Annotated in this window: 15 protein-coding genes; 2 read left to right on the top strand and 13 right to left on the bottom strand. The window is 61.3% G+C overall.

What is annotated here, in order from left to right; translation table 11 throughout:
* Nucleotides 1-2: 2 nt before the first annotated feature.
* From BM413_RS29200 to BM413_RS29180, 5 genes are all read right to left on the bottom strand, one after another.
* The gene (locus BM413_RS29200; RefSeq protein ID WP_091918383.1) at nt 3-905 is read right to left on the bottom strand and encodes an NAD(P)-dependent oxidoreductase; all 903 of its coding nucleotides are present in this window, start codon (nt 903-905) and stop codon (nt 3-5) included.
* Nucleotides 905-1,228 (bottom strand): putative quinol monooxygenase, encoded by a 324-nt coding sequence (locus tag BM413_RS29195; RefSeq protein ID WP_091918369.1) that lies wholly within the window; start codon nt 1,226-1,228, stop codon nt 905-907. Before BM413_RS29195 ends, BM413_RS29200 begins: the two co-directional genes overlap by 1 nt.
* Nucleotides 1,229-1,234: 6 nt before the next feature.
* A complete protein-coding gene (locus BM413_RS29190) occupies nt 1,235-2,593 on the bottom strand; it encodes an NAD(P)H-dependent oxidoreductase (RefSeq protein WP_091918368.1) in 1,359 nt (452 codons plus the stop codon).
* 310 nt (nt 2,594-2,903) lie between these two features.
* A complete protein-coding gene (locus BM413_RS29185) occupies nt 2,904-3,428 on the bottom strand; it encodes a GNAT family N-acetyltransferase (RefSeq protein ID WP_091918367.1) in 525 nt (174 codons plus the stop codon).
* A gap of 77 nt (nt 3,429-3,505) precedes the next feature.
* A complete protein-coding gene (locus tag BM413_RS29180) occupies nt 3,506-4,330 on the bottom strand; it encodes a hypothetical protein (RefSeq protein ID WP_091918366.1) in 825 nt (274 codons plus the stop codon).
* 204 nt (nt 4,331-4,534) lie between these two features.
* Here BM413_RS29180 and BM413_RS29175 point away from each other — a divergent pair, with 204 nt between their 5' ends.
* Nucleotides 4,535-5,950 (top strand): adenylate/guanylate cyclase domain-containing protein, encoded by a 1,416-nt coding sequence (locus BM413_RS29175; protein WP_091918365.1) that lies wholly within the window; start codon nt 4,535-4,537, stop codon nt 5,948-5,950.
* A gap of 13 nt (nt 5,951-5,963) precedes the next feature.
* Here BM413_RS29175 and BM413_RS29170 read toward each other — a convergent pair whose 3' ends face one another.
* Both BM413_RS29170 and BM413_RS29165 read right to left on the bottom strand, forming a co-directional pair.
* Nucleotides 5,964-6,443: a class I SAM-dependent methyltransferase gene (locus tag BM413_RS29170; protein ID WP_091918364.1), complete on the bottom strand. Its 480-nt coding sequence runs from the start codon at nt 6,441-6,443 to the stop codon at nt 5,964-5,966.
* Nucleotides 6,440-7,414 carry an NAD-dependent epimerase/dehydratase family protein gene (locus tag BM413_RS29165; protein ID WP_091918363.1) on the bottom strand — a complete coding sequence of 325 codons (975 nt, stop codon included), beginning with the start codon at nt 7,412-7,414 and terminating at the stop codon, nt 6,440-6,442. The genes BM413_RS29170 and BM413_RS29165 overlap by 4 nt, the downstream gene beginning before the upstream one ends.
* A 179-nt stretch (nt 7,415-7,593) precedes the next feature.
* On the opposite strand from BM413_RS29165, the gene BM413_RS29160 reads away from it, so the two are divergent.
* Nucleotides 7,594-8,967: a UDP-glucose dehydrogenase family protein gene (locus BM413_RS29160; RefSeq protein ID WP_091918362.1), complete on the top strand. Its 1,374-nt coding sequence runs from the start codon at nt 7,594-7,596 to the stop codon at nt 8,965-8,967.
* Between the two features lie 6 nt (nt 8,968-8,973).
* Here BM413_RS29160 and BM413_RS29155 read toward each other — a convergent pair whose 3' ends face one another.
* The 6 genes from BM413_RS29155 to BM413_RS29130 all read right to left on the bottom strand — a co-directional run bounded on the left by BM413_RS29155 (nt 8,974) and on the right by BM413_RS29130 (nt 18,079).
* Nucleotides 8,974-10,155, bottom strand: a complete 1,182-nt coding sequence (locus BM413_RS29155) for an ABC transporter permease (RefSeq protein WP_091918361.1) — start codon at nt 10,153-10,155, stop codon at nt 8,974-8,976.
* Nucleotides 10,152-11,150 (bottom strand): ABC transporter permease, encoded by a 999-nt coding sequence (locus BM413_RS29150; protein ID WP_091918360.1) that lies wholly within the window; start codon nt 11,148-11,150, stop codon nt 10,152-10,154. The genes BM413_RS29155 and BM413_RS29150 overlap by 4 nt, the downstream gene beginning before the upstream one ends.
* Before the next feature lie 2 nt (nt 11,151-11,152).
* The gene (locus tag BM413_RS29145; RefSeq protein ID WP_091918359.1) at nt 11,153-13,051 is read right to left on the bottom strand and encodes an ABC transporter substrate-binding protein; all 1,899 of its coding nucleotides are present in this window, start codon (nt 13,049-13,051) and stop codon (nt 11,153-11,155) included.
* Complete coding sequence (locus BM413_RS29140) at nt 13,048-14,940, bottom strand: ABC transporter ATP-binding protein (protein WP_091918358.1); 1,893 nt, start codon at nt 14,938-14,940, stop codon at nt 13,048-13,050. The genes BM413_RS29145 and BM413_RS29140 overlap by 4 nt, the downstream gene beginning before the upstream one ends.
* A gap of 170 nt (nt 14,941-15,110) precedes the next feature.
* Nucleotides 15,111-16,451: an adenylate/guanylate cyclase domain-containing protein gene (locus BM413_RS29135; RefSeq protein WP_091918357.1), complete on the bottom strand. Its 1,341-nt coding sequence runs from the start codon at nt 16,449-16,451 to the stop codon at nt 15,111-15,113.
* Nucleotides 16,452-16,735: 284 nt separating this feature from the next.
* Nucleotides 16,736-18,079, bottom strand: coding sequence for a nucleotide sugar dehydrogenase (locus BM413_RS29130; protein ID WP_091918356.1), 1,344 nt, complete (start codon nt 18,077-18,079; stop codon nt 16,736-16,738).
* Nucleotides 18,080-18,120: the final 41 nt, after the last annotated feature.

The following is an 18,120-nucleotide window of genomic DNA, read 5'->3' as shown; positions in this document are numbered from 1 at the left end:
TCCTATTCGGCGGGGCGAGTGCCTCCACCGGAATTGATGCGTTCCAGTTCCAGGATAACGGCGCTGTGGTCGAGGTCGCCGTCGCCATTGTCCACCATCGCCTGGAAGAGGCGGTCCACATTCTCCGCCACCGGCAATGTCAGCCCATGCGCGCGAGCAAGGGAGAGTGCGGTCGAAGTATCCTTGACCTGATATTTGGCGGGGCCGCCGGGCTGGAAGTCGCTCTCGACCATGCGTAGCGCGTGCTGCTTCAGCACCGTGGAATCGGCGAAGCCGCCGAGCAGCGCCTCGCGCACGCGGGCCGGGTCTGCGCCGCCGCGTTTGGCTAGGGTGAGTGCTTCGGCGACAGCGCAGATGTTGGATGCGACGATCAACTGGTTGGCGAGCTTGGTGAGTTCGCCGGTGCCCACAGGGCCGACACGGGTGAGGCGGCCAAGCGGCGCAAACAGCGGCCGCGTTGCCTCGACTGTCTCCGTATCGCCTCCGGCCATGATGGCAAGCGTGCCTTCGCGCGCGCCCTTCTCACCGCCGGAAACCGGCGCGTCGATGTAGCGGACTTTGGACTCTGCGGCAGCAACCGCCTGAGCCTGCGCGGTTTCGACGGGAATGGAGCTCATGACGATCAGGGTCGAGCCTGGCTTCATTGCCGCGATGACACCGCCCTGCCCCAGCAGAACCGCGTCGCAGACCGGGCCGGAACTCAGCATGCAGATGACGGCATCGGCGTCCCGCGCGGCGTCGACGGCCGAGGCGCTGATCGAAACACCCTGCCCCTTCAGAGCCTCAGCCTTCTGCGCCGTACGGTTCCATGCCGTGACAGTGAAACCGGCCTCGGCCAGCCGGCGCGCCATATGCCCGCCCATGATGCCGGTGCCGACGAAGCCGATCCTGCGTCCGGTCTGCATCATGGATGCTGCCGTTCACAAAAGCGCACAGGACGCTCCGTCACGATGAGAGGTGGAAAGGCCTCGCGGAAGCGGCCCAGATGCGGCGTTTCCAGATGGGCGTCGAAATCGGCGCGGCTGTCATAGACTTCATAGAAGACGACCGTATCGTCGGAGCCCTCCGGCCGGATGACGTCGAACTGACGGCATCCGGGCTCGTCGGCCACCGAATGGCGCGCATCGTCGAGAGCCGCCTCGATAAAGGCATCCATCTTTCCAGGCTTCACCTGGAATTCCGCGATGACGACGAATGCCTTTGCCGTATTCACTTTCGATCCTCCCATCCTGCTTCAGGCCGCGACGCTCTTGCCCGGCCGGAAGTTGTCTTCCATGTCCCGGCGAAGCTTGACCACGTCGAGATCGTCGACCAATTCGACATCGTCAAAGCTGACGATCTGATCCTTCTTGATCGGTCGCTTGAGCTTCACATTATGGGCCAGGCCGATCGGCAGGGCGCGAAGTTCGAGGCTGCGGGTCGCCGGGATGGCATTGGCCCATACGGCAAAACCGCCCTCGCCGTCGAGCATTTCGCCGGGTTGCATGTCCTTCTTGGCGGTGGCGACGGCATCACCGCGGAATTCCTTCGAGGTACCGGTGGCTTCGCCACGCAGGACCGCCGAAAGCACGCTGACGGAGGTTTCCAGCCCGATGATGTGGAACGGACGCCACATTGAGGCATACCAGCCGGATGGGTCGGTCAGCAGGCCATACTGCTTGAAGCAGGCACGGGCATATTCATTGTGCGCCTTGAAGGTGACGAAGACACCGTAGCGGATGTTGTTGAACACCTCGCGACCGTCCGGCTCCTGGCTGGCGGCGATATCAACCAGACCCGAGCGGGCCATACGACCACCGTCAGCGGCTGGGCGGAACACCTTCGCCAGATCGTGCAGGCCCGAAGGCGGGAAGGCGAGGCCATCATCCGGGCAGTCGAGACCGGTACCGTTGGCCACCGCTGCCATTTCGATCGCCGCCTTGGTGCCGTCGGTGAAGGAATTGTACATCTTCGGATTGAAGTCGCCCTTGGCGACCTCCTCCTCGGTCCAGCCGAAGAAACCCCACACGGTGTCCGGTGTGGAATAGCGGTAGCGCGGCTCGAAATTCATGCCCTTGCCGGCAGCCGTAATCTCGAAACCGGTGGCGCGGGCCCAGTCGACCAGCTCGCAGATCAGCGCCGGCTGATCGCCATAGGCCATGGAGTAGACAAGGCCCTTGGCGCGCGCCTTCTCGGCCAGGATCGGCCCGACCATGACGTCGGCTTCGACATTGACCATGACGACATGCTTATTGTGCTCGATGGCACTGAGGGCATGGCGGGCGCCGGCGAGAGGATGGCCGGTCGCCTCGATGACGCATTCGATCTCACCGCAGGCGAGCAGTGTGTTGACATCGTCGGTGACGAATGTGGTGCCGTTCTTCACCGCGTCCGCCGCGCTGGTGGCGGAGTAGCGCTCCTTCGGCCAGCCGACGCGATCGAATGACTCGCGCGCCTTGCCGACATTGAGGTCGGCAACCGCAACCATATGGAAGCCTTCGATGCGCTGCGCCTGTGCGAGCACCATCGAGCCGAATTTGCCGGCGCCGATCAGGCCAACGCGGACGGGGCGGCCTTTGGCGGCGCGGGCTTGGAGCAAGGTCGAAAGATTCATGGTTTGGTCCTTGGGAGGATTGAGTTGATGGTCGGTTGCGGGCGCGTTTCAACGCTCCGGCAAACGGGCACCGCGCCGCTTGCCGTTCAGGTCACGACTTTCATGTCGGGCCCGGCGCCAAAGACGCTGCCCGCTATCTGGACTGATGCTTGCCGGCTCTGTTTCCTCCGCACATGCGATTGCCGGATCGCCTGCGCAGGCAGCTTTTCACGCGCTGCTTATGGGTGGACCTTAAGAGGCTCGCCAAATTAGCACAATTTAGAAACTCAGGACGAATTGTTAGTTTAACTAAACAGTTATGTCGGTGGATTCAGAACCGCAGCCGGGCCATGGCCAGGAGGTCGTGGTACTGCCCGTCGGTAAAGCCAGCCTTCACATGCCGGCCTTCGATCTCGAAGCCGTGGCGCGTGTAGAGCCGGATGGCCGGCTCGTTGTCGGCATAGACGGTCAGTTCGACCCGCTTGAGGGCGCGCCAGTTGTCGGCAACATCGAGCAAGGCCCCCAGTATCGCTGAGCCTATGCCCTTGCCGACAAAGGCGTCATCAAGACCGATATTGATCTCGCCGATATGAGCGCGGCGCGGGGAGCTCTGCACGATGAGACGGCCATCGCCGACGACCTTGCCATCCACTTCCGCGACGATCCAGGTGGTTTCCTGGCCGGACTTGGCGATGCGCCGCTCGACCTGCTCGATCATCTCGAACGGCATCCGAAGCGTGCCCCAGCGAAAGCCGGGCATGTTGAAGATTGCGCAGAGCGCTTCAGCGTCGCTTGGCCGGACGGCCCGCAGCTGCGGCTGCAGTTTTTCGGAAGATGGAGATGTCGCGGTGGTCATGGCGTCCTGGATGCTGGCGAAAATCAGGTCTTCACAATGCGCAGGACATCGCCGCAAAATCCAGTCGCCTTGGCAATCTATGACGCCGATTGCGGGCTGGAATACCTGGAGGCTGTGTAGAGTTTGCAGACGCCGCTGATGCCGATCCAGCCGAATAGGGCGAGCCAGCACAATGTTCCCGGCGCGGACCAGTTTATCTTATGTACGGCAGCATCGGTGATGGCGAGGCCGACGATGGCAAACAGGCCGATCAGGAGTTGCGCCAGGCCAAGTACCAGCAGTTCCTCGCGCGGCGCGCTTCTCCAGACGAGATAAATCCCGCCCGCACCGGCGAGGAAGATGGCGCTGTAGACCTGCGCGTGGAAGGCGTCGATTGGCCATGGCCAGAAGCTGCTGAATGTTAGGGGAAACAACAGCAGGCCGGCGCCATAGAGCGCAAGGATCGCCGATTCTACCGGCATGTAGCCGCGCCATGCGGTGTTCAAGGTTACGCCCTTGGCCGAAGGGCGGGTTCTGGACCGCCACAGGAACCAGCCTGAAACTGCAACCGAGGCCAGATAGACGACAAACCACAGCCAGGGCGCTTTGCGCGCGAAATCGAAGTAGCCGAGGTTGATGAATGAAGCGACCGACACGATGACGGTGAAGATGAAGGCCATGACCAGCACGAGCCGGCCGGGCGACCAGCGGTTCCACACCAGCAGCGCCGCCATCACCACCATTTCGGTGGTGTAGAAGCCGCCGAGGAAGCGGGCGTTGAACGGGGTGACGGCCCATGGCCAGCGGGCTTTAACCAGAGTGGGTGCAAAGAATAGACCGGCACCGACGATCAGGACGATGACGACAGCAGCCGAGAAAAGACGCAGGGCCGCGGGAAATGGCGGGTTGTCGGATGTCTGCATGGGAAAATTCCCAACGATTTATGCCCCCGCTGTCAGCATAGAACCACCCGCGCCTGCTGGAAATGCACCGAATTGAAATTCAGCTGTCAGCAGGCTCATCTATTCGAATGGCCGGATGGTCCGATTCGCAGTAAAATAGAGGACCGCGACCAGGGCATCGGTCGACGGACACGTTCCGGGGGCACATTATCCGGAGCCGGCACGATGAATGAAGTTCAGGACCTGTTCTCACTTCTGCGGCAATCGAGCGATGTCGATCCGCAGGCGATCGATGCAATTAAGCGAACCATTGCCGAAGGCGAGGATCGCGCACTTTGCCGTATCAATGCGCCAGCCTTCGCCGCCAAGTACGGCCTCGACGAAGAACGGGTTATCGGCGCGTTTCTCCATGCGGCGCGGGTAGGCATATTCGACATTTCCTGGAACGTGCTGTGCCCAGGCTGCGGCGGCGTGCTCGACAGCAACGCCACGCTGAAAACCGTGCGAAAGGAGGAATACACCTGCGCGCTCTGCTCGGAAGGCTATGCGCCGACGCTCGATGAGATGGTGGAAGTGACATTCACCGTCAGCCCGAGGGTTCGCCGGATCGCCGCGCACAATCCCGAGCAACTGTCGGTAATAGAGTATTTCCGCCAGATCTACTGGGCGTCCGGCGTAGACCTGCCCGAGGAAAATTTCGAGGAGGCCATGGCCAGCTTCGCGCTGGAGGATGTCGAGCTGGAGCCGGGTGAGAAGGGCGTGCTGACCATCCAGCTTCCTGCCGAGTTCGTCATCGTTTTCGAGCCGGTTACGCATTCGGCGCAGTTCATCGATGTCAAAGGCGAGCCGACAAAGGAACGCCGAAACCTCTCCCTGGTCTTCGACCGCGACCATATCCAGAGCCAGATGCTGGAGATGCAGCCGGGGCCGCTGCGCATCGCACTCGAGAACCGCACGGACACGCGTGTCCTGCCGACAGTCTGCGTTGCCGGCAACGAGCTGCACTGCTTGCTGGGCAAGCGGCGGCCGTTCCTGACGGCCAAGCGCCTGCTCTCTAATCAGACTTTCCGCGACCTTTATCGGACCGACACACTCGACGTCGATCAGCGCCTGAAGATCACCAGCCTGACATTCCTGTTCACCGATCTGCGCGGATCGACCGAGCTTTACGAACGGGTCGGCGACCTTTCCGCCTTCGATATGGTGCGCGCGCATTTCCAGGTCCTGCAGGAAATTGTGGCGGCGGAAGCCGGCGCGGTGGTGAAGACGATCGGCGACGCGGTTATGGCGACTTTCCCGACTCCAGACCGGGCTATCGCGGCGGCCCTCAGAATGCGCGATGCCATGCGCGCGCTGAACGACAAGAGCGGCCGCGAGGACCTGCTGCTCAAGATCGGCGTCCATGCGGGGCCTTGCATCGCCGTGTCGATGAATGAGCGGCAGGACTATTTCGGCCAGACGGTCAACATCGCCTCGCGCGTGCAGAACCTTGCCAACGCACAGGCGATCTTCGTCACCGGCGCTGTTGTCGATGACAATCTAACCGCCGACCTGCTGCACAGGAACGCGTTGACGCCGGTACCGCATGACGTCTCGCTGCGCGGCATCGAGCGGGAGATCGCAGTCTATACAATCCCATGAAGGCTTGGGCGGCTCACACGCGCCGATAGATAAAATAGCGATCGGCCGGCACCGAAGGCGGCGGCGGAAGCTGCTGCAATTGCTGATGTTCGAGCGGCAGGCCGCTGACCGCCATACCGCCGACGCGAAGGAGGCGGGCGGAAAGATCTGGAAGCCAGGTGAGGGTGACGGCGTCGCGGTCTTCATAGCCGGTGCCGATATCGGCATGAACGAGCGCTGCTTCGATGCCGACGAAAGTGCTCGCCGTCTCGCGAATTTCGCCGAGCACGAGGTTTTCAGCGTCGGGAATGGAGCTGGCGTGTGCGGCAAGCTTGCGGTCGAAGGCCACGATCCGGCGTCCGGGCAGGCGCTCGCGCAAATGGTTGAAGGTCCGGCCATTGCCGAGGCCGAGCTCCAACACCGGCCCCTCCATCTTTGCCACCTCGATGCAGACATGATTGAGAATGTCGCGCTGCGCGGTCATTCGGCGGATGAAACTGTCGAGACGGCTCATGAGCGGTTGTATGTCCTGAACCAGTCGACGAAATCGGCCATGCCGTCTTCCAGCGCGGTTTTCGGTTGGAAACCAAGGTCGCGTTCGGCGAGCCGGATGTCGGCAAATGTCCGCAGCACGTCGCCGGCGGGCTTCGGCTTCATCTCCATGATCGCCTGACGCCCGGCAGCCTTTTCGATCGCGGCGATGAAGTCGAGCAATTTCACCGGCGCATTGTTGCCGAGATTGTAGACCGGCGCGGTTTCTTCCGGGTTAGAGACGACGCGATCCGCCGCAGCGACGACGCCGGCGACGATGTCGCTGACATGGGTGAAATCGCGCTGCATCTCGCCATTGTTGAAGACGGAAATAGGCTTGCCTTGCAGGATCGCGTCGGTGAACAGCCACGGCGCCATGTCCGGGCGGCCATAGCGGCCATAGACCGTGAACAGACGCAGGCCCGTAGAGTGGATGCCATGCATGTCGGCGTAAACGTGCGCCAGCAGCTCGCCGGCCTTTTTGGTCGCCGCATATATGGAAACCGGGCTGTCGGTGCGGTCCGCTTCCGCGAACGGCACCTTGTCGTTGGCGCCATAGACGGACGAGGAGCTTGCATAGACGATCGGCGGGCGCTTCGGCAGCTGTCCCGCCAGCTCGAAAAGCGCGACCTGCCCTGTCACATTGGCATCGACATAGGCGTAAGGATTTGTCACGGAATAGCGGACGCCGGCCTGTGCAGCGAGATGGACGATCACGTCGACATCGGCGCCTTCCGGTCCGATGGCTTCGCCAAGGTCGCGCCGCGCGACATCGAGTTCTCGAAAGCGAAATCCTTTATGGGATTCAATATGTTGAAGCCTGTCGTGCTTGAGCTTGACGGCATAGTAGTCGTTGAGATTGTCGAGCCCGAGAACCTTGTCGCCCCGGTCGAGAAAACGCCGGGCGACGTGATAGCCGACGAACCCCGCCGCACCCGTCAAAAGTACCTTCATCGCGATGCCCGAATCTCGTCATGTTTTGTCATGGCGATGTGTTAAACCCCCGATCCAACTCTTGCTTGACCGACCGGATAGAAGCGAACGATGAACATTGCAATAACCGAACAGGCTGCCGCCGAGGATCATGGCGGCCTTTGGCGGGCCAAAGTGCCCCATGTTCAAGGAACGAACTCATGAAATTGAGCATTTTCGGAACCGGCTATGTCGGTCTGGTCACCGCCGCCTGCTTCGCCGATGTCGGCCACGATGTGCTATGCATCGATATCGACGAGGATCGGATCGCCCTTCTTAAGCGGGGCCAAGTACCAATCTTCGAGCCCGGCCTCAAGGAAATGGTTGCCCGCAATGCCCAGAACGGGCGGCTGCGGTTCTCGACCGATGCACCGGACGGTATCAAATTTGCCGAACTGATCTTCATCGCCGTCGGCACACCGCCGAATGGCGACGGTTCGGCTGATCTCAGCCATGTGCTGGCCGTGGCCAGGACAATCGGCGAACACATCGACGGTCACAAGATCGTCATCGGCAAGTCGACCGTGCCGGTCGGCACCGCCGACATGGTCGCGGACGTCATTGCCAGCACCTTGAAGGCGCGGGGCGTGGATCATCCCTTCGATGTCTGCTCCAACCCGGAATTCCTGAAGGAGGGCAGTGCGATCGAGGATTTCACCCGCCCTGCCCGCATCATTATCGGCACGAATTCGGAATCCGTCCTGAAGACGCTGCACGACTGCTATGCGCCTTACAACCGCAACCATGACAAGCTGATGAGCATGGATGTGCGCTCGGCGGAACTGACAAAATACGCCGCCAACGCGATGCTGGCGACGAAGATCAGCTTCATGAACGAGATGGCAAACATCGCCGAAAGGCTGGGCGCCGATATCGAGGAGGTACGCCATGGCATCGGCTCCGATCCGCGCATCGGCTACCAGTTCATCTATCCCGGCTGCGGCTATGGCGGCTCATGTTTTCCCAAGGACGTGCGCGCCCTGGCAAGAACGGCGCGTTCCATTGGCTTCGCGGCAAATTTGCTGGAAGCGGTCGAGCGTGTGAACGACACGCAGAAGCATGTTCTTTTCGGAAAACTGTCCCAGGCCTTCGATGGCGATTTGCAGGGCCGGACGATTGCCCTGTGGGGATTGGCCTTCAAGCCGAACACCGACGACATGCGCGAAGCCCCAAGCCGGGTTCTCATGGAGGCGCTGTGGGCCGCTGGTGCCAAAGTAAGGGCCTATGATCCGGAAGCCATGAAGGAAGCCCACCGCCATTATGGCGAGCGGTCGGATCTGGTTCTTGCGGCGAGCCCTCAGGACGCCGCCAAGGACGCAGATGCGCTTGTGATCTGCACCGAATGGAAGCAGTTCCGCGTCGCCGATTTCGGCTGGCTGAAGGCAAATCTGCTCAACCCGGTGATCGTCGACGGCCGCAATCTCTACGATCCCGTGCAGGTGCGCAAACATGGCCTCCTCTATTACGCCATCGGGCGTGGCGATTCCGTCAAGCCAAACGGAGTGCAGTCGGCAGCGCAGCGCGCAGCCGAGTAGCCGACCTCACTTGTAGGGGTCGGCCGCATCCCGCAGGCCGTCGCCGAGGAAGTTGAACGCCAGGATGACGAGGATGACCGGCACCATCGGCAGGAGCAGCCATGGATAGAACGCAATCACGCTGACGCTGCGCGCCTCGGTGAGCAGGATGCCCCAGCTGGTTATGGGCGCCCTCAGCCCCAGGCCGAGAAAGCTCAGCGCCGTCTCGCCGAGGATCATGCCAGGTATGGAAATCGTCGCCGTCGCGATCAAATGCGACATGAAGCCGGGAATGAGATGACGCCCGATGATGCGGCTGCTTTTCGCGCCCATCAACTGCGCGGCCAGCACGTAGTCCTCCTCGCGCAAGGCCAGAAGTTTCGAACGCACGGCACGCGCCAGTCCGGTCCAGTCGAGCAGGCCGAGGATGACCGTGATGCCGAAATAGATCAGGATCGGGCTCCAGGTTATCGGCATGATCGCCGCCAGCGACAGCCATAGGGGAATGCTCGGGATCGACTGCAGGACTTCGATTATCCGCTGCACGATCAGGTCGAAAATGCCGCCGTGGTAACCGGCCAGCCCGCCGATGACGATGCCAAGGACAAAGCTGAAGCTGATGCCGACGAGGCCGATGGTCAGCGAAATGCGCGCGCCATAGATGATGCGCGACAGCACGTCCCGGCCCAGCCTGTCCGTGCCGGCCAGAAAGAGCTGGCCGTTTTCGGCGGGGCAGACCAAGTGGCTGTCGCCCTCGATAAGACCCCAGAACCTGTAGCTGTCGCCCCTGCAGAAGAAGCGGATCGGCTGAACCTCATCCTGATTATCGGTGTAGTTGCGCTTGAGCGTGTCCATGTCCAGCGTCATCTGCCGGCCATAGACGAACGGCCCGACGAACTGCCCGTTATGGAACAAATGCACGCGCTGCGGCGGTGCATAGATATAGTCCATGTTGCGCGTATGCAGATTGTAGGGCGCAAGGAACTCGCAGAACATGATGACGAGATAGAGCGCCAGAAGGAACACGCCCGAAACGACGGCGAGCCGGTGCTTCCTGAACTTCCACCACATCAGGCGCAACTGCGACGCCTGAAAGACCTTCGCCTGCTCCGGCGTCATCGCCTCGACGGACTGCGGGTCGAAAGGTGCGGTCGAGACGTAGTGCTGGAGTGGAGCGCCCGGGGCGGGAAGCGGCGAATGCGTGTTCATTTGGTGCTGCCGCCCTGCAAACGAATTCGTGGATCAAGCAGCGCCAGCGCTAGGTCCGAGATCAGGACGCCGATGACCGTCAGGAAGGCGAGGAACATCAGGAACGACCCCGCCAGATACATGTCCTGGCTTTGCAGCGCCTTGATCAGCATCGGGCCTGTCGTTTCCAGCGACAGCACGATCGCCGTGATTTCTGCGCCGGAGATGATTGCGGGCAGGATGGAACCGATATCTGATATGAAGAAATTCAGCGCCATGCGCAGCGGATACTTGACCAGCGTCTTGAACGGACTGAGGCCCTTGGCGCGCGCCGTCACGACATATTGCTTGTGCAGCTCGTCCAGCAGATTGGCGCGCAGCCGCCGGATCATGCTTGCCGTGCCGCCGGTGCCGATGATGAGAACCGGGATCCACAGATGGGCGAGGATCGATTTCGCCTTGTCCCAACTCATCGGCTGGCCGAGATATTGTTGGTCCATGAGATGGCCGATGGACGTGCCGAACCAGATGTTGGCGAAGTACATCAGGATAAGCGCCAGCATGAAGTTCGGAATAGCAAGCCCGAGTAGGCCGAGAAAGGTCAGCCCGTAATCGCCCCAGCTGTATTGATGGGTAGCGGAGTACATGCCGATCGGAAAGGCGATGAGCCAGGTGAACATGATCGTGACGAAGGAAACCAGCACGGTCAGCCACATTCGGTCACCGACGACGTCGCGAACCGGCAGCTCGTATTCGAAGGAATAGCCGAAGTCGCCCTGCAGCATTCCGCCGACCCAGTAGAAGTAGCGAATGATGGGCGGCTTGTCGAAACCGTATTCCTTGCGCATCATCTCAATGCGATCGGAATCCACCCCCTCGCCCTGGGCCCGAAGCTCGGCGACATAGCTGTCGAAATAGTCGCCCGGCGGCAGTTCGATGATCGTGAACACCAGCGCCGATATGATCAGCAGCGTCGGAACCATCACGGCGATGCGCCAGACAATATATCGCAGCACGCTCAGGAGTCTCCAAGCCAGAATGTATCCGGCATGTAGACACCGAAATAGGAAGTCGGGTCGAAGCCGTAGAGCGCCTTTTCAGGCAGGTTGCGCAGCCGCGATGACGCCAGAACCGGTTGGAGCGTCGCATTGACAGTGCCGATCGAAAACACCTGGTCAGTGTAGATCGACAACATTGAATTCCAGATTTCGGCGCGCTCGGAGGTTTCGGTCGACGCATTCCAGCGCCTGAGAAGCGCCATCAATTCGACCACCGGCGGAAGATCGGGGGCTTCACCGAGCTTGCCGTGAGACAGGTAATGCGCGCCCCAGAGCGGCCATTGCAGCTGGTCATCGATGGTGGGAGCGAGCTGGCTCGGGTTCATATCGGCGGTCGGCACGCCATTGTCGATGCCCGACCACATCGACATCATGATCTGGCCGCCAAGCGCGCGGCTGCGGAAGATGTCGCGTTGCGAGGTGCGGATGAACAGGGCAACGCCGATCTTGCGCCAGTGATCGGTGATGAGTTCGAGCGCGTCGGTTTCCAGCGTGCTTTCGCCAGCCGTCTCCACCATGATCTGCGCCGGGCGTCCGTCGGGAAGTAGCCGCAGACCATCGTCGTCAAGTGTCTTGAGCCCGGCCTCATCGAGCAGGGCGTTGGCCTGGTCCGGATCGTGGGCAACCCAGGCTTTGGCGAATTCCGGCCGAAAGAGCGGACTTTCCGGCAGGACCGTATCGGCGCTTTCCTGTGCCAGTCCGTAAAACACCGCCATGTTGATCTCGCGCCTGTCGATGGCGAGCGAAAGCGCGCGGCGCACGCGGACGTCACGCAGCAACTGCCGCCACACCTGGTCGGCGCAATTCAGGTTGGGCAGCAGCGCCAGCCGCGATCCTTGCGTGCGCTTCCACAGATGGACCTTTACCGGATAGCGCTTCTCCGCGTCCTTCAGGAAGGTGTAGTCGGTGAAGTCTATTCCCATTGCCTGCAGGTCTGTCTCGCCGGCGCCCGTCTTGGCGGAAATGATCGCCGACGAACTCACATTCATGATAAACCGGTCGACATAGGGCAGTTGCCGGCCATTCTCATCGACGCGGTGAAAGAAGGGATTGCGGTCGAAGATGAACTGTTCGGCCGGCGGCTTGGTCCGGTTCTGCCAGGGATCGAGCGTCGGCAGCTCCGGGTTCTCGGGGCGGTATTGCCGAGCCATGCGGATATGCAGGAGCGTCCACTTCTTGGCCCGGTTTTCCTTCATCAGGCCGGCCAGTCTTTGCGGATCCTGATATTTCTTGTGGAACTGCTTGAGATAGGCAGCGGGCAGGACTAGTGGCAGCGGCGAGGCAGCCGCGAGTTTGGGCAGGAAATCCGGATTCGGTGCCTCCCAGCTGTAGCGAACGGTCAGGGGATCGATGATCTCGAAGCGCGGCGGCTTGCCGTCTGCCACCAGAGCCGATGCCAAACCGCCCTGCGAAAGCTCATCGTTCAGCCACACATCTTCCCAGCAATAGCGAAAATCCTCCGGCGTCAGCAGGCTGCCGTCGGACCATTTGTGCCCTTCCCGGATCTTGAAGGTGAAGACGCGGTCATCGGTGACGTCGAAGCTTTCGAGGATGTCGGGCTGCAGGTTGAGCTTTTCGTCATAGCCGACCAGCCGGGCATAGCCGTAGATCGTCATCAGCCGGATATCTTTTTGGCTGCCGATGATCGTGCGCAACGTGCCCCCATACTGGCCGGGTTGCCGGCCCATGGCTGCGATGTTCACCAAACGCGGGCTCTTCGGCAGGCGTTCGGCGAGCGCAGGCAACGCTCTGGCCTTTAACAGCTCTTGAAGAAATTCCGGTTCCAGATCGGCGGCGCGTAGCGTGCCCGGCAGAAATGCCGACGCCATGAGGCCAAGGGCGATGCGCCGGGTGATCAAGGGCGTAACTCCTTGACGTCAGCGGTGCGCCGGGCAAGCACGAGATGGCCGCCGCCGAGATCGAGCGGCAACAGCACATCCTCGTCGCCTTCTTCGCGGAATTGCGGCCCCCATGCGGTGGCATCCGATGCGCCGCTTATCTTCAGCGTCTTGAAGTCCATCGGCCTGTCGAGATCGGGGAACGGCACGGCGGCAACCAGCGAACGCGTATAGGGGTGGATCGGCTTCCGAAGCAGGATTTCGCGCGGTGCAAGCTCGACGATGCGGCCGCCGCACATCACCGCGATGCGGTCGGCCATATAATCCACCACCGCCAGATTGTGGGATATGAACAGGTAGGTCAGGCCCAGCTCTTTCTGGAGATCCTTCAGCAGGTTCAGGATCTGCGCCTGGACGGAAACGTCGAGCGCTGACACGGGCTCGTCGCAGATCAGCAGTTCAGGCCCCAGCGCAAGCGCACGCGCAATGCCGATGCGCTGGCGCTGGCCACCGGAAAAACTGTGCGGATAGCGTTTGATGAAACGCGGGTCGAGCCCGATCGCCTGCATCAGGCTCTTGACCGTTGCGAGACGGGAAGCAGAATCGCCGCGTTCATGAATTTCCAGCGGCTCGCTCAGGATGTTCTCAACCGTCATGCGCGGCGACAGCGACGAAACCGGGTCCTGGAAGACCATCTGGATTTTGGCGCGCAGCGTGCGCAGCGCGTCTCCCTCGGCCTTCAGCACGTCGATCGGCCCGTCGCGGCCGTTGAAGATGACCGAGCCGCTGTCAGGCGTGACAGCCCGCATGAGGATCTTGCTGACGGTTGTCTTGCCGGAGCCGCTTTCGCCGACCAGACCGAGACACTCGCCGCGCCTTATGTCGAAACTCACACCGTCCACGGCACGGACCGAACTCTGCTCGCCACCAAACCAGCCCGATTTGCGGATGGTGAATGATTTGCTCAGGTCCCGCACCGTCAGCAGGACGTCGTCCGCCCCCTTCGAGACCGGCGCCGTCTGCTTGCCGAGCAGATTCTCGACATTCACCGGCACCTCGCGCAGCGCCTTTAGCCTTTCGCCCGGCTTCAGGTCGAAATGCGGGACCGCCGCCATCAGGCCCTTCAAATAAGGGTGGCCGGGGTGGCGGAATATCGCCTCGACAGGTCCCGCCTCCATGATCTCGCCGTGGTAGATGACCACCACTTCATCGGCGACATTGGCGACCACGCCGAGATCATGCGTGATCAGCAGCATCGCCATGTTCAGCTTGGTTTGAAGCTCGCGCAGCAACTGCAGGATCTGCGCCTGGATGGTCACGTCGAGCGCCGTCGTCGGTTCGTCGGCTATCAGCAAAGCGGGCTTGCAGATCAGCGCCATGGCGATCATCGCGCGCTGGCGCAGTCCGCCCGAGAGCTCGAAGGGATACATGTCATAGGCCCGCTTCGGATTGGGAAAGCCGACGAGGCCAAGCATCTCCTCGGTGCGGATTTTGCGCTCCGCCGCGGGCATCGGCGTGTGAATCTGCAGGGATTCACTGACCTGGTTGCCGATCGTATGCAGGGGCGACAGGGACGTCATCGGCTCCTGGAAGATTTTGCCGATGCGGCTGCCCCTCAGCGCCCTGATTTCAGGCCCGTCGCGTGGCATCTGCAGGATATCCTGCGTGGTGCCGGGCTTTTCAGGATCGGAAAACAGGATACGACCGCGGGTATGGGCCGTCTTTGGCAGAATGCCCATCACGGCCTGGCTGATGACCGATTTTCCGGAACCGGACTCGCCGACAAGGGCGGTGACCTTGCCGGGCAGGACGCGCAGATTTGCCCGCCTGACGGCATGCAACGGCCCCCCGACAATGGCAAAAGAGATGCCAAGATCCTCGATCCGCAGCAGATCAACGCCCGAATTCATACGCACACGGCCCCACTCCGAGGGCCTGCCTTGTTGGCGGCAGGTCCCAGAAAGGCGAGACTAGCGCATTGCCGGTTTAGAGCAACATGGATTCGAAACAGCCGCCGGTTCCGTTACGGAACCGGCAACTTGGCTGCATACCAAAGGGCGTTCGGGTCAAATAGCAGCGGTTATTGGAGCTTCTTCAGATCAGCAGCCGACAAACGGTTGGCATCGCGATGAAGCAGCATGACCTGCTCGGCATCCGAAATACGGTCGTAGATCGGCTCCAGCGCGCCATCTTCGTCGGCCAAAAGAGCTTCGGAAAGGTCGGGTGAAAGCACCGTCAGCTTCTGCTTGATGCCCGCCAGTTCCTCCTTGCCGAGCGTCAGCCAGCCGTTAGCGCCGCAGTAGCTGGCGAAATCCTTGCTGGCCAGCACGCTGTGCGGATATTTCTTGGTCAGGGTCTGGAGGCGCTGGACCTCGTTCACTGCTGAGCCGAAGGCAGAGAATGTGAGCCGGTCGGTAAGCCCGACATTGCCGAACATCACATTGCCGACGTGCAGGCCGATGCCAAAGTTGATGTCGCTCAGGCCTTCGCTCTTTCTGCGCAGGTTGAGATCCGCCATGCGCGCAGTGGCCTTATGCGCGGCCGCGAGAGCAGCCTGGCAGGCGATCTCGGATTGCGAGCGGTGCCTTTCACAGGGGTAGACGGCGAGGAAGCCATCCCCCATGAAACTCATGATCTGCCCGCCGCTGCGGTTGAACGGTGCTGCGATGGCATCGAAAAACTGGTTCAGCGTGTCGATGTAGATCTCGCGGCCGGAGGTCTCGGCAAGCCTGGAAGACCCGCGCATATCGGCCATGACCAATGCGGCCCGGATCGTATCGCCCTCGCCGCGCTTGATCTGGCCGTTCAGCACGCGCTTGCCGGCATCGCCGCCGAGATAGGTGGTCATCATGTTGTCGGCGAGCTTAGTGAGCACCGCCATCTTGCTGGCGACGGCAAGATGGTTCTGGATGCGCAGCAGCGCCGAAATCATGCTGTCGCTGAAGCCTGCCGTACTGTCGGTCGCCCACGATCCGATCATGCCCTGATTGGCGTTGCTGCTGAAGGGATGGACAAAAGCCATGTAATCGGTGACGCCCATCAGCTTGAGCTCGTCGAATACAGGAAACTCCGACGGTACGGACGGGTCGATCCGACGCCGCAGGTGGTCGAGCTTGTTGCTAAGCAAGTGATAATACGGACTGGTCAGGAACCTGTCGTTCGGCCCGCCGCCCTTCTTGCGGAAGCCTTCGACTTCCATGCCCTGCCCTCGAAGCCAGGTGAAACCCAGTGCATCGTAGAGCGGGTGGAGCATCGAGAAACTCAGATGCACCCGCACCAGCGGCAGGCCGGCAGCCGCCAACCGCTCACAAAAGCCCTTCACCAATGTTTCAAGGTCGTTGCCCGCCAGCGCCGATTGCGTCAGCCAGTCGGCAACCTTGTCCATGAGAATGGTGGAAATTTCGGATTGCGCTGTGCTCATGCTGTTTCCAAAGCCCACGTCAAAACTATTCACAGGCAGGCCCTCTTCTTCTGATCCAAAAAGACGCGACGACCGGCCATTGAAGCCAAGCATAAGACCATCGAAGTTAATGAAGCCGGCTTGGGGGCAAAGCCAGCGAAGAATTTCCCGAATGGCTGTCCTTGCGTGGGCAAGGCGCAGGCAAAACCGCATCTATCCGTCTGAGCTTCATGTGGTGAGGCGCCAGGCAGAGTGCAATCTCGATGCTGACAAAAGGCGAAAAAAAATCATCGACGCAGCTGGGATCAGGCCTTCACAACGCTGTCGGAAGCCAAGCCGAGACGCCCAAAAACATTGCGTGTGTCGACGATCAACGGGGCGTTGTCGGCGATTGCCTGATAGTCGACCGCATCATGATCGGTTGCGATCACAATTGCGTCAAACCCCTCCAAAGCTTCAGCGCTCAGCTCGACCGAACGCCGCCCCTTGATGGCCATGTGCTCGCGTGTGGCTGGGATTTCGGCGACATACGGGTCGTGAAACTCCGCCTTGCCGCCCCACTCCTCGATCAGCTCGATGAGCCGGAGAGACGGGCTCTCGCGAATGTCAGGAACATTCTTCTTGTAGGCGAGACCGACGATTAGGACGCGCGAGCGGCTCAACGCCTTGCCGCAGCGACGGTCGAGTGCCTTTGCCAGGACGTCAACCACGTGGCGCGGCATGGCGGTGTTGATTTCGGCCGCCAGTTCGATGAAGCGGGTCGGCAATTCGTATTCGCGTGCCTTCCACGTCAGGTAGAACGGATCGATCGGCACGCAATGCCCGCCCAGCCCCGGGCCGGGATAGAAAGGCATATAGCCGAAGGGCTTGCTCTTGGCCGCCTCAATGACCTCCCAGATGTCGATACCCATCGCGCCATAGACGACCTTCAGCTCGTTGACGAGAGCGATGTTGACGGAACGGAAGATGTTTTCCGTGAGCTTGACCGCCTCGGCAGTCGCCGTGGAGGAGACCGGCACGATTGTCCTGACGACGCTCTGGTAGAACGCCTGGACCGCGTGCGCCGCTTCGGGACCGTCGCCTGCAACAACCTTGGGAATGGTCGCAACCTCGAAATTGCGGTTGCCGGGATCTTCGCGCTCCGGCGAAAACCCGAGAAAGAAATCGACCTTCGACTTCAGTCCGGTCTCTTCCAGGATTGGCCTTATCACGTCGTCGGTGGTGCCGGGATAGGTGGTCGATTCCAGCACGATCAACTGGCCACGCCGCAGATGCCTGGCGATGGTGCTTGCCGTGTTCCTGACGAAGGAGAGGTCCGGTTCGCGGTGCCTGGTCAGCGGTGTGGGCACGCAGATGATGATGATGTCGCAGCCGGCAAGCTCAGCGAAGTCCGCCGTCGCGCGGAACCGCCCGCCTGCCACCTGTTCGGCGAGCGCCTGCGACGTCACCGCCTCGATATAGGACTGGCCGCCGTTCAGGCTTTCGACCTTCTGTGCTTCGATGTCGAAGCCGACAGCCGGGAAGCCGGCGCGTGCGACAGCGATCGCCAGCGGCAGCCCGACATAGCCCAGCCCGATCACGGCGACCGACGCAGTGCGTGCCGAAATCCGTTCAAGAAGGAGATGATATGTCGATCCGGAGGTGTCCAAAAATCTGCTTTCCTGCCCGGACAAGCCGCCGCCACCATGGC

Origin of the sequence: Mesorhizobium sp. YR577 (assembly GCF_900116595.1) — a bacterium.
In the GTDB taxonomy this organism is placed as follows: Bacteria; Pseudomonadota; Alphaproteobacteria; order Rhizobiales; family Rhizobiaceae; genus Mesorhizobium_M.
The sequence above is the reverse complement of the archived record's forward strand: the minus strand, read 5'-3'. Positions and strand labels throughout refer to the sequence as shown.

Bases quoted from the DNA above. Each gene is read 5' to 3' on its own strand.
- BM413_RS29200 (WP_091918383.1), bottom strand. From the start codon at position 905: ATGCAGACCGGACGCAGGATCGGCTTCGTCGGCACCGGCATCATGGGC.
- BM413_RS29195 (WP_091918369.1), bottom strand. From the start codon at position 1,228: ATGGGAGGATCGAAAGTGAATACGGCAAAGGCATTCGTCGTCATCGCG.
- BM413_RS29190 (WP_091918368.1), bottom strand. From the start codon at position 2,593: ATGAATCTTTCGACCTTGCTCCAAGCCCGCGCCGCCAAAGGCCGCCCC.
- BM413_RS29185 (WP_091918367.1), bottom strand. From the start codon at position 3,428: ATGACCACCGCGACATCTCCATCTTCCGAAAAACTGCAGCCGCAGCTG.
- BM413_RS29180 (WP_091918366.1), bottom strand. From the start codon at position 4,330: ATGCAGACATCCGACAACCCGCCATTTCCCGCGGCCCTGCGTCTTTTC.
- BM413_RS29175 (WP_091918365.1), top strand. From the start codon at position 4,535: ATGAATGAAGTTCAGGACCTGTTCTCACTTCTGCGGCAATCGAGCGAT.
- BM413_RS29170 (WP_091918364.1), bottom strand. From the start codon at position 6,443: ATGAGCCGTCTCGACAGTTTCATCCGCCGAATGACCGCGCAGCGCGAC.
- BM413_RS29165 (WP_091918363.1), bottom strand. From the start codon at position 7,414: ATGAAGGTACTTTTGACGGGTGCGGCGGGGTTCGTCGGCTATCACGTC.
- BM413_RS29160 (WP_091918362.1), top strand. From the start codon at position 7,594: ATGAAATTGAGCATTTTCGGAACCGGCTATGTCGGTCTGGTCACCGCC.
- BM413_RS29155 (WP_091918361.1), bottom strand. From the start codon at position 10,155: ATGAACACGCATTCGCCGCTTCCCGCCCCGGGCGCTCCACTCCAGCAC.
- BM413_RS29140 (WP_091918358.1), bottom strand. From the start codon at position 14,940: ATGAATTCGGGCGTTGATCTGCTGCGGATCGAGGATCTTGGCATCTCT.
- BM413_RS29135 (WP_091918357.1), bottom strand. From the start codon at position 16,451: ATGAGCACAGCGCAATCCGAAATTTCCACCATTCTCATGGACAAGGTT.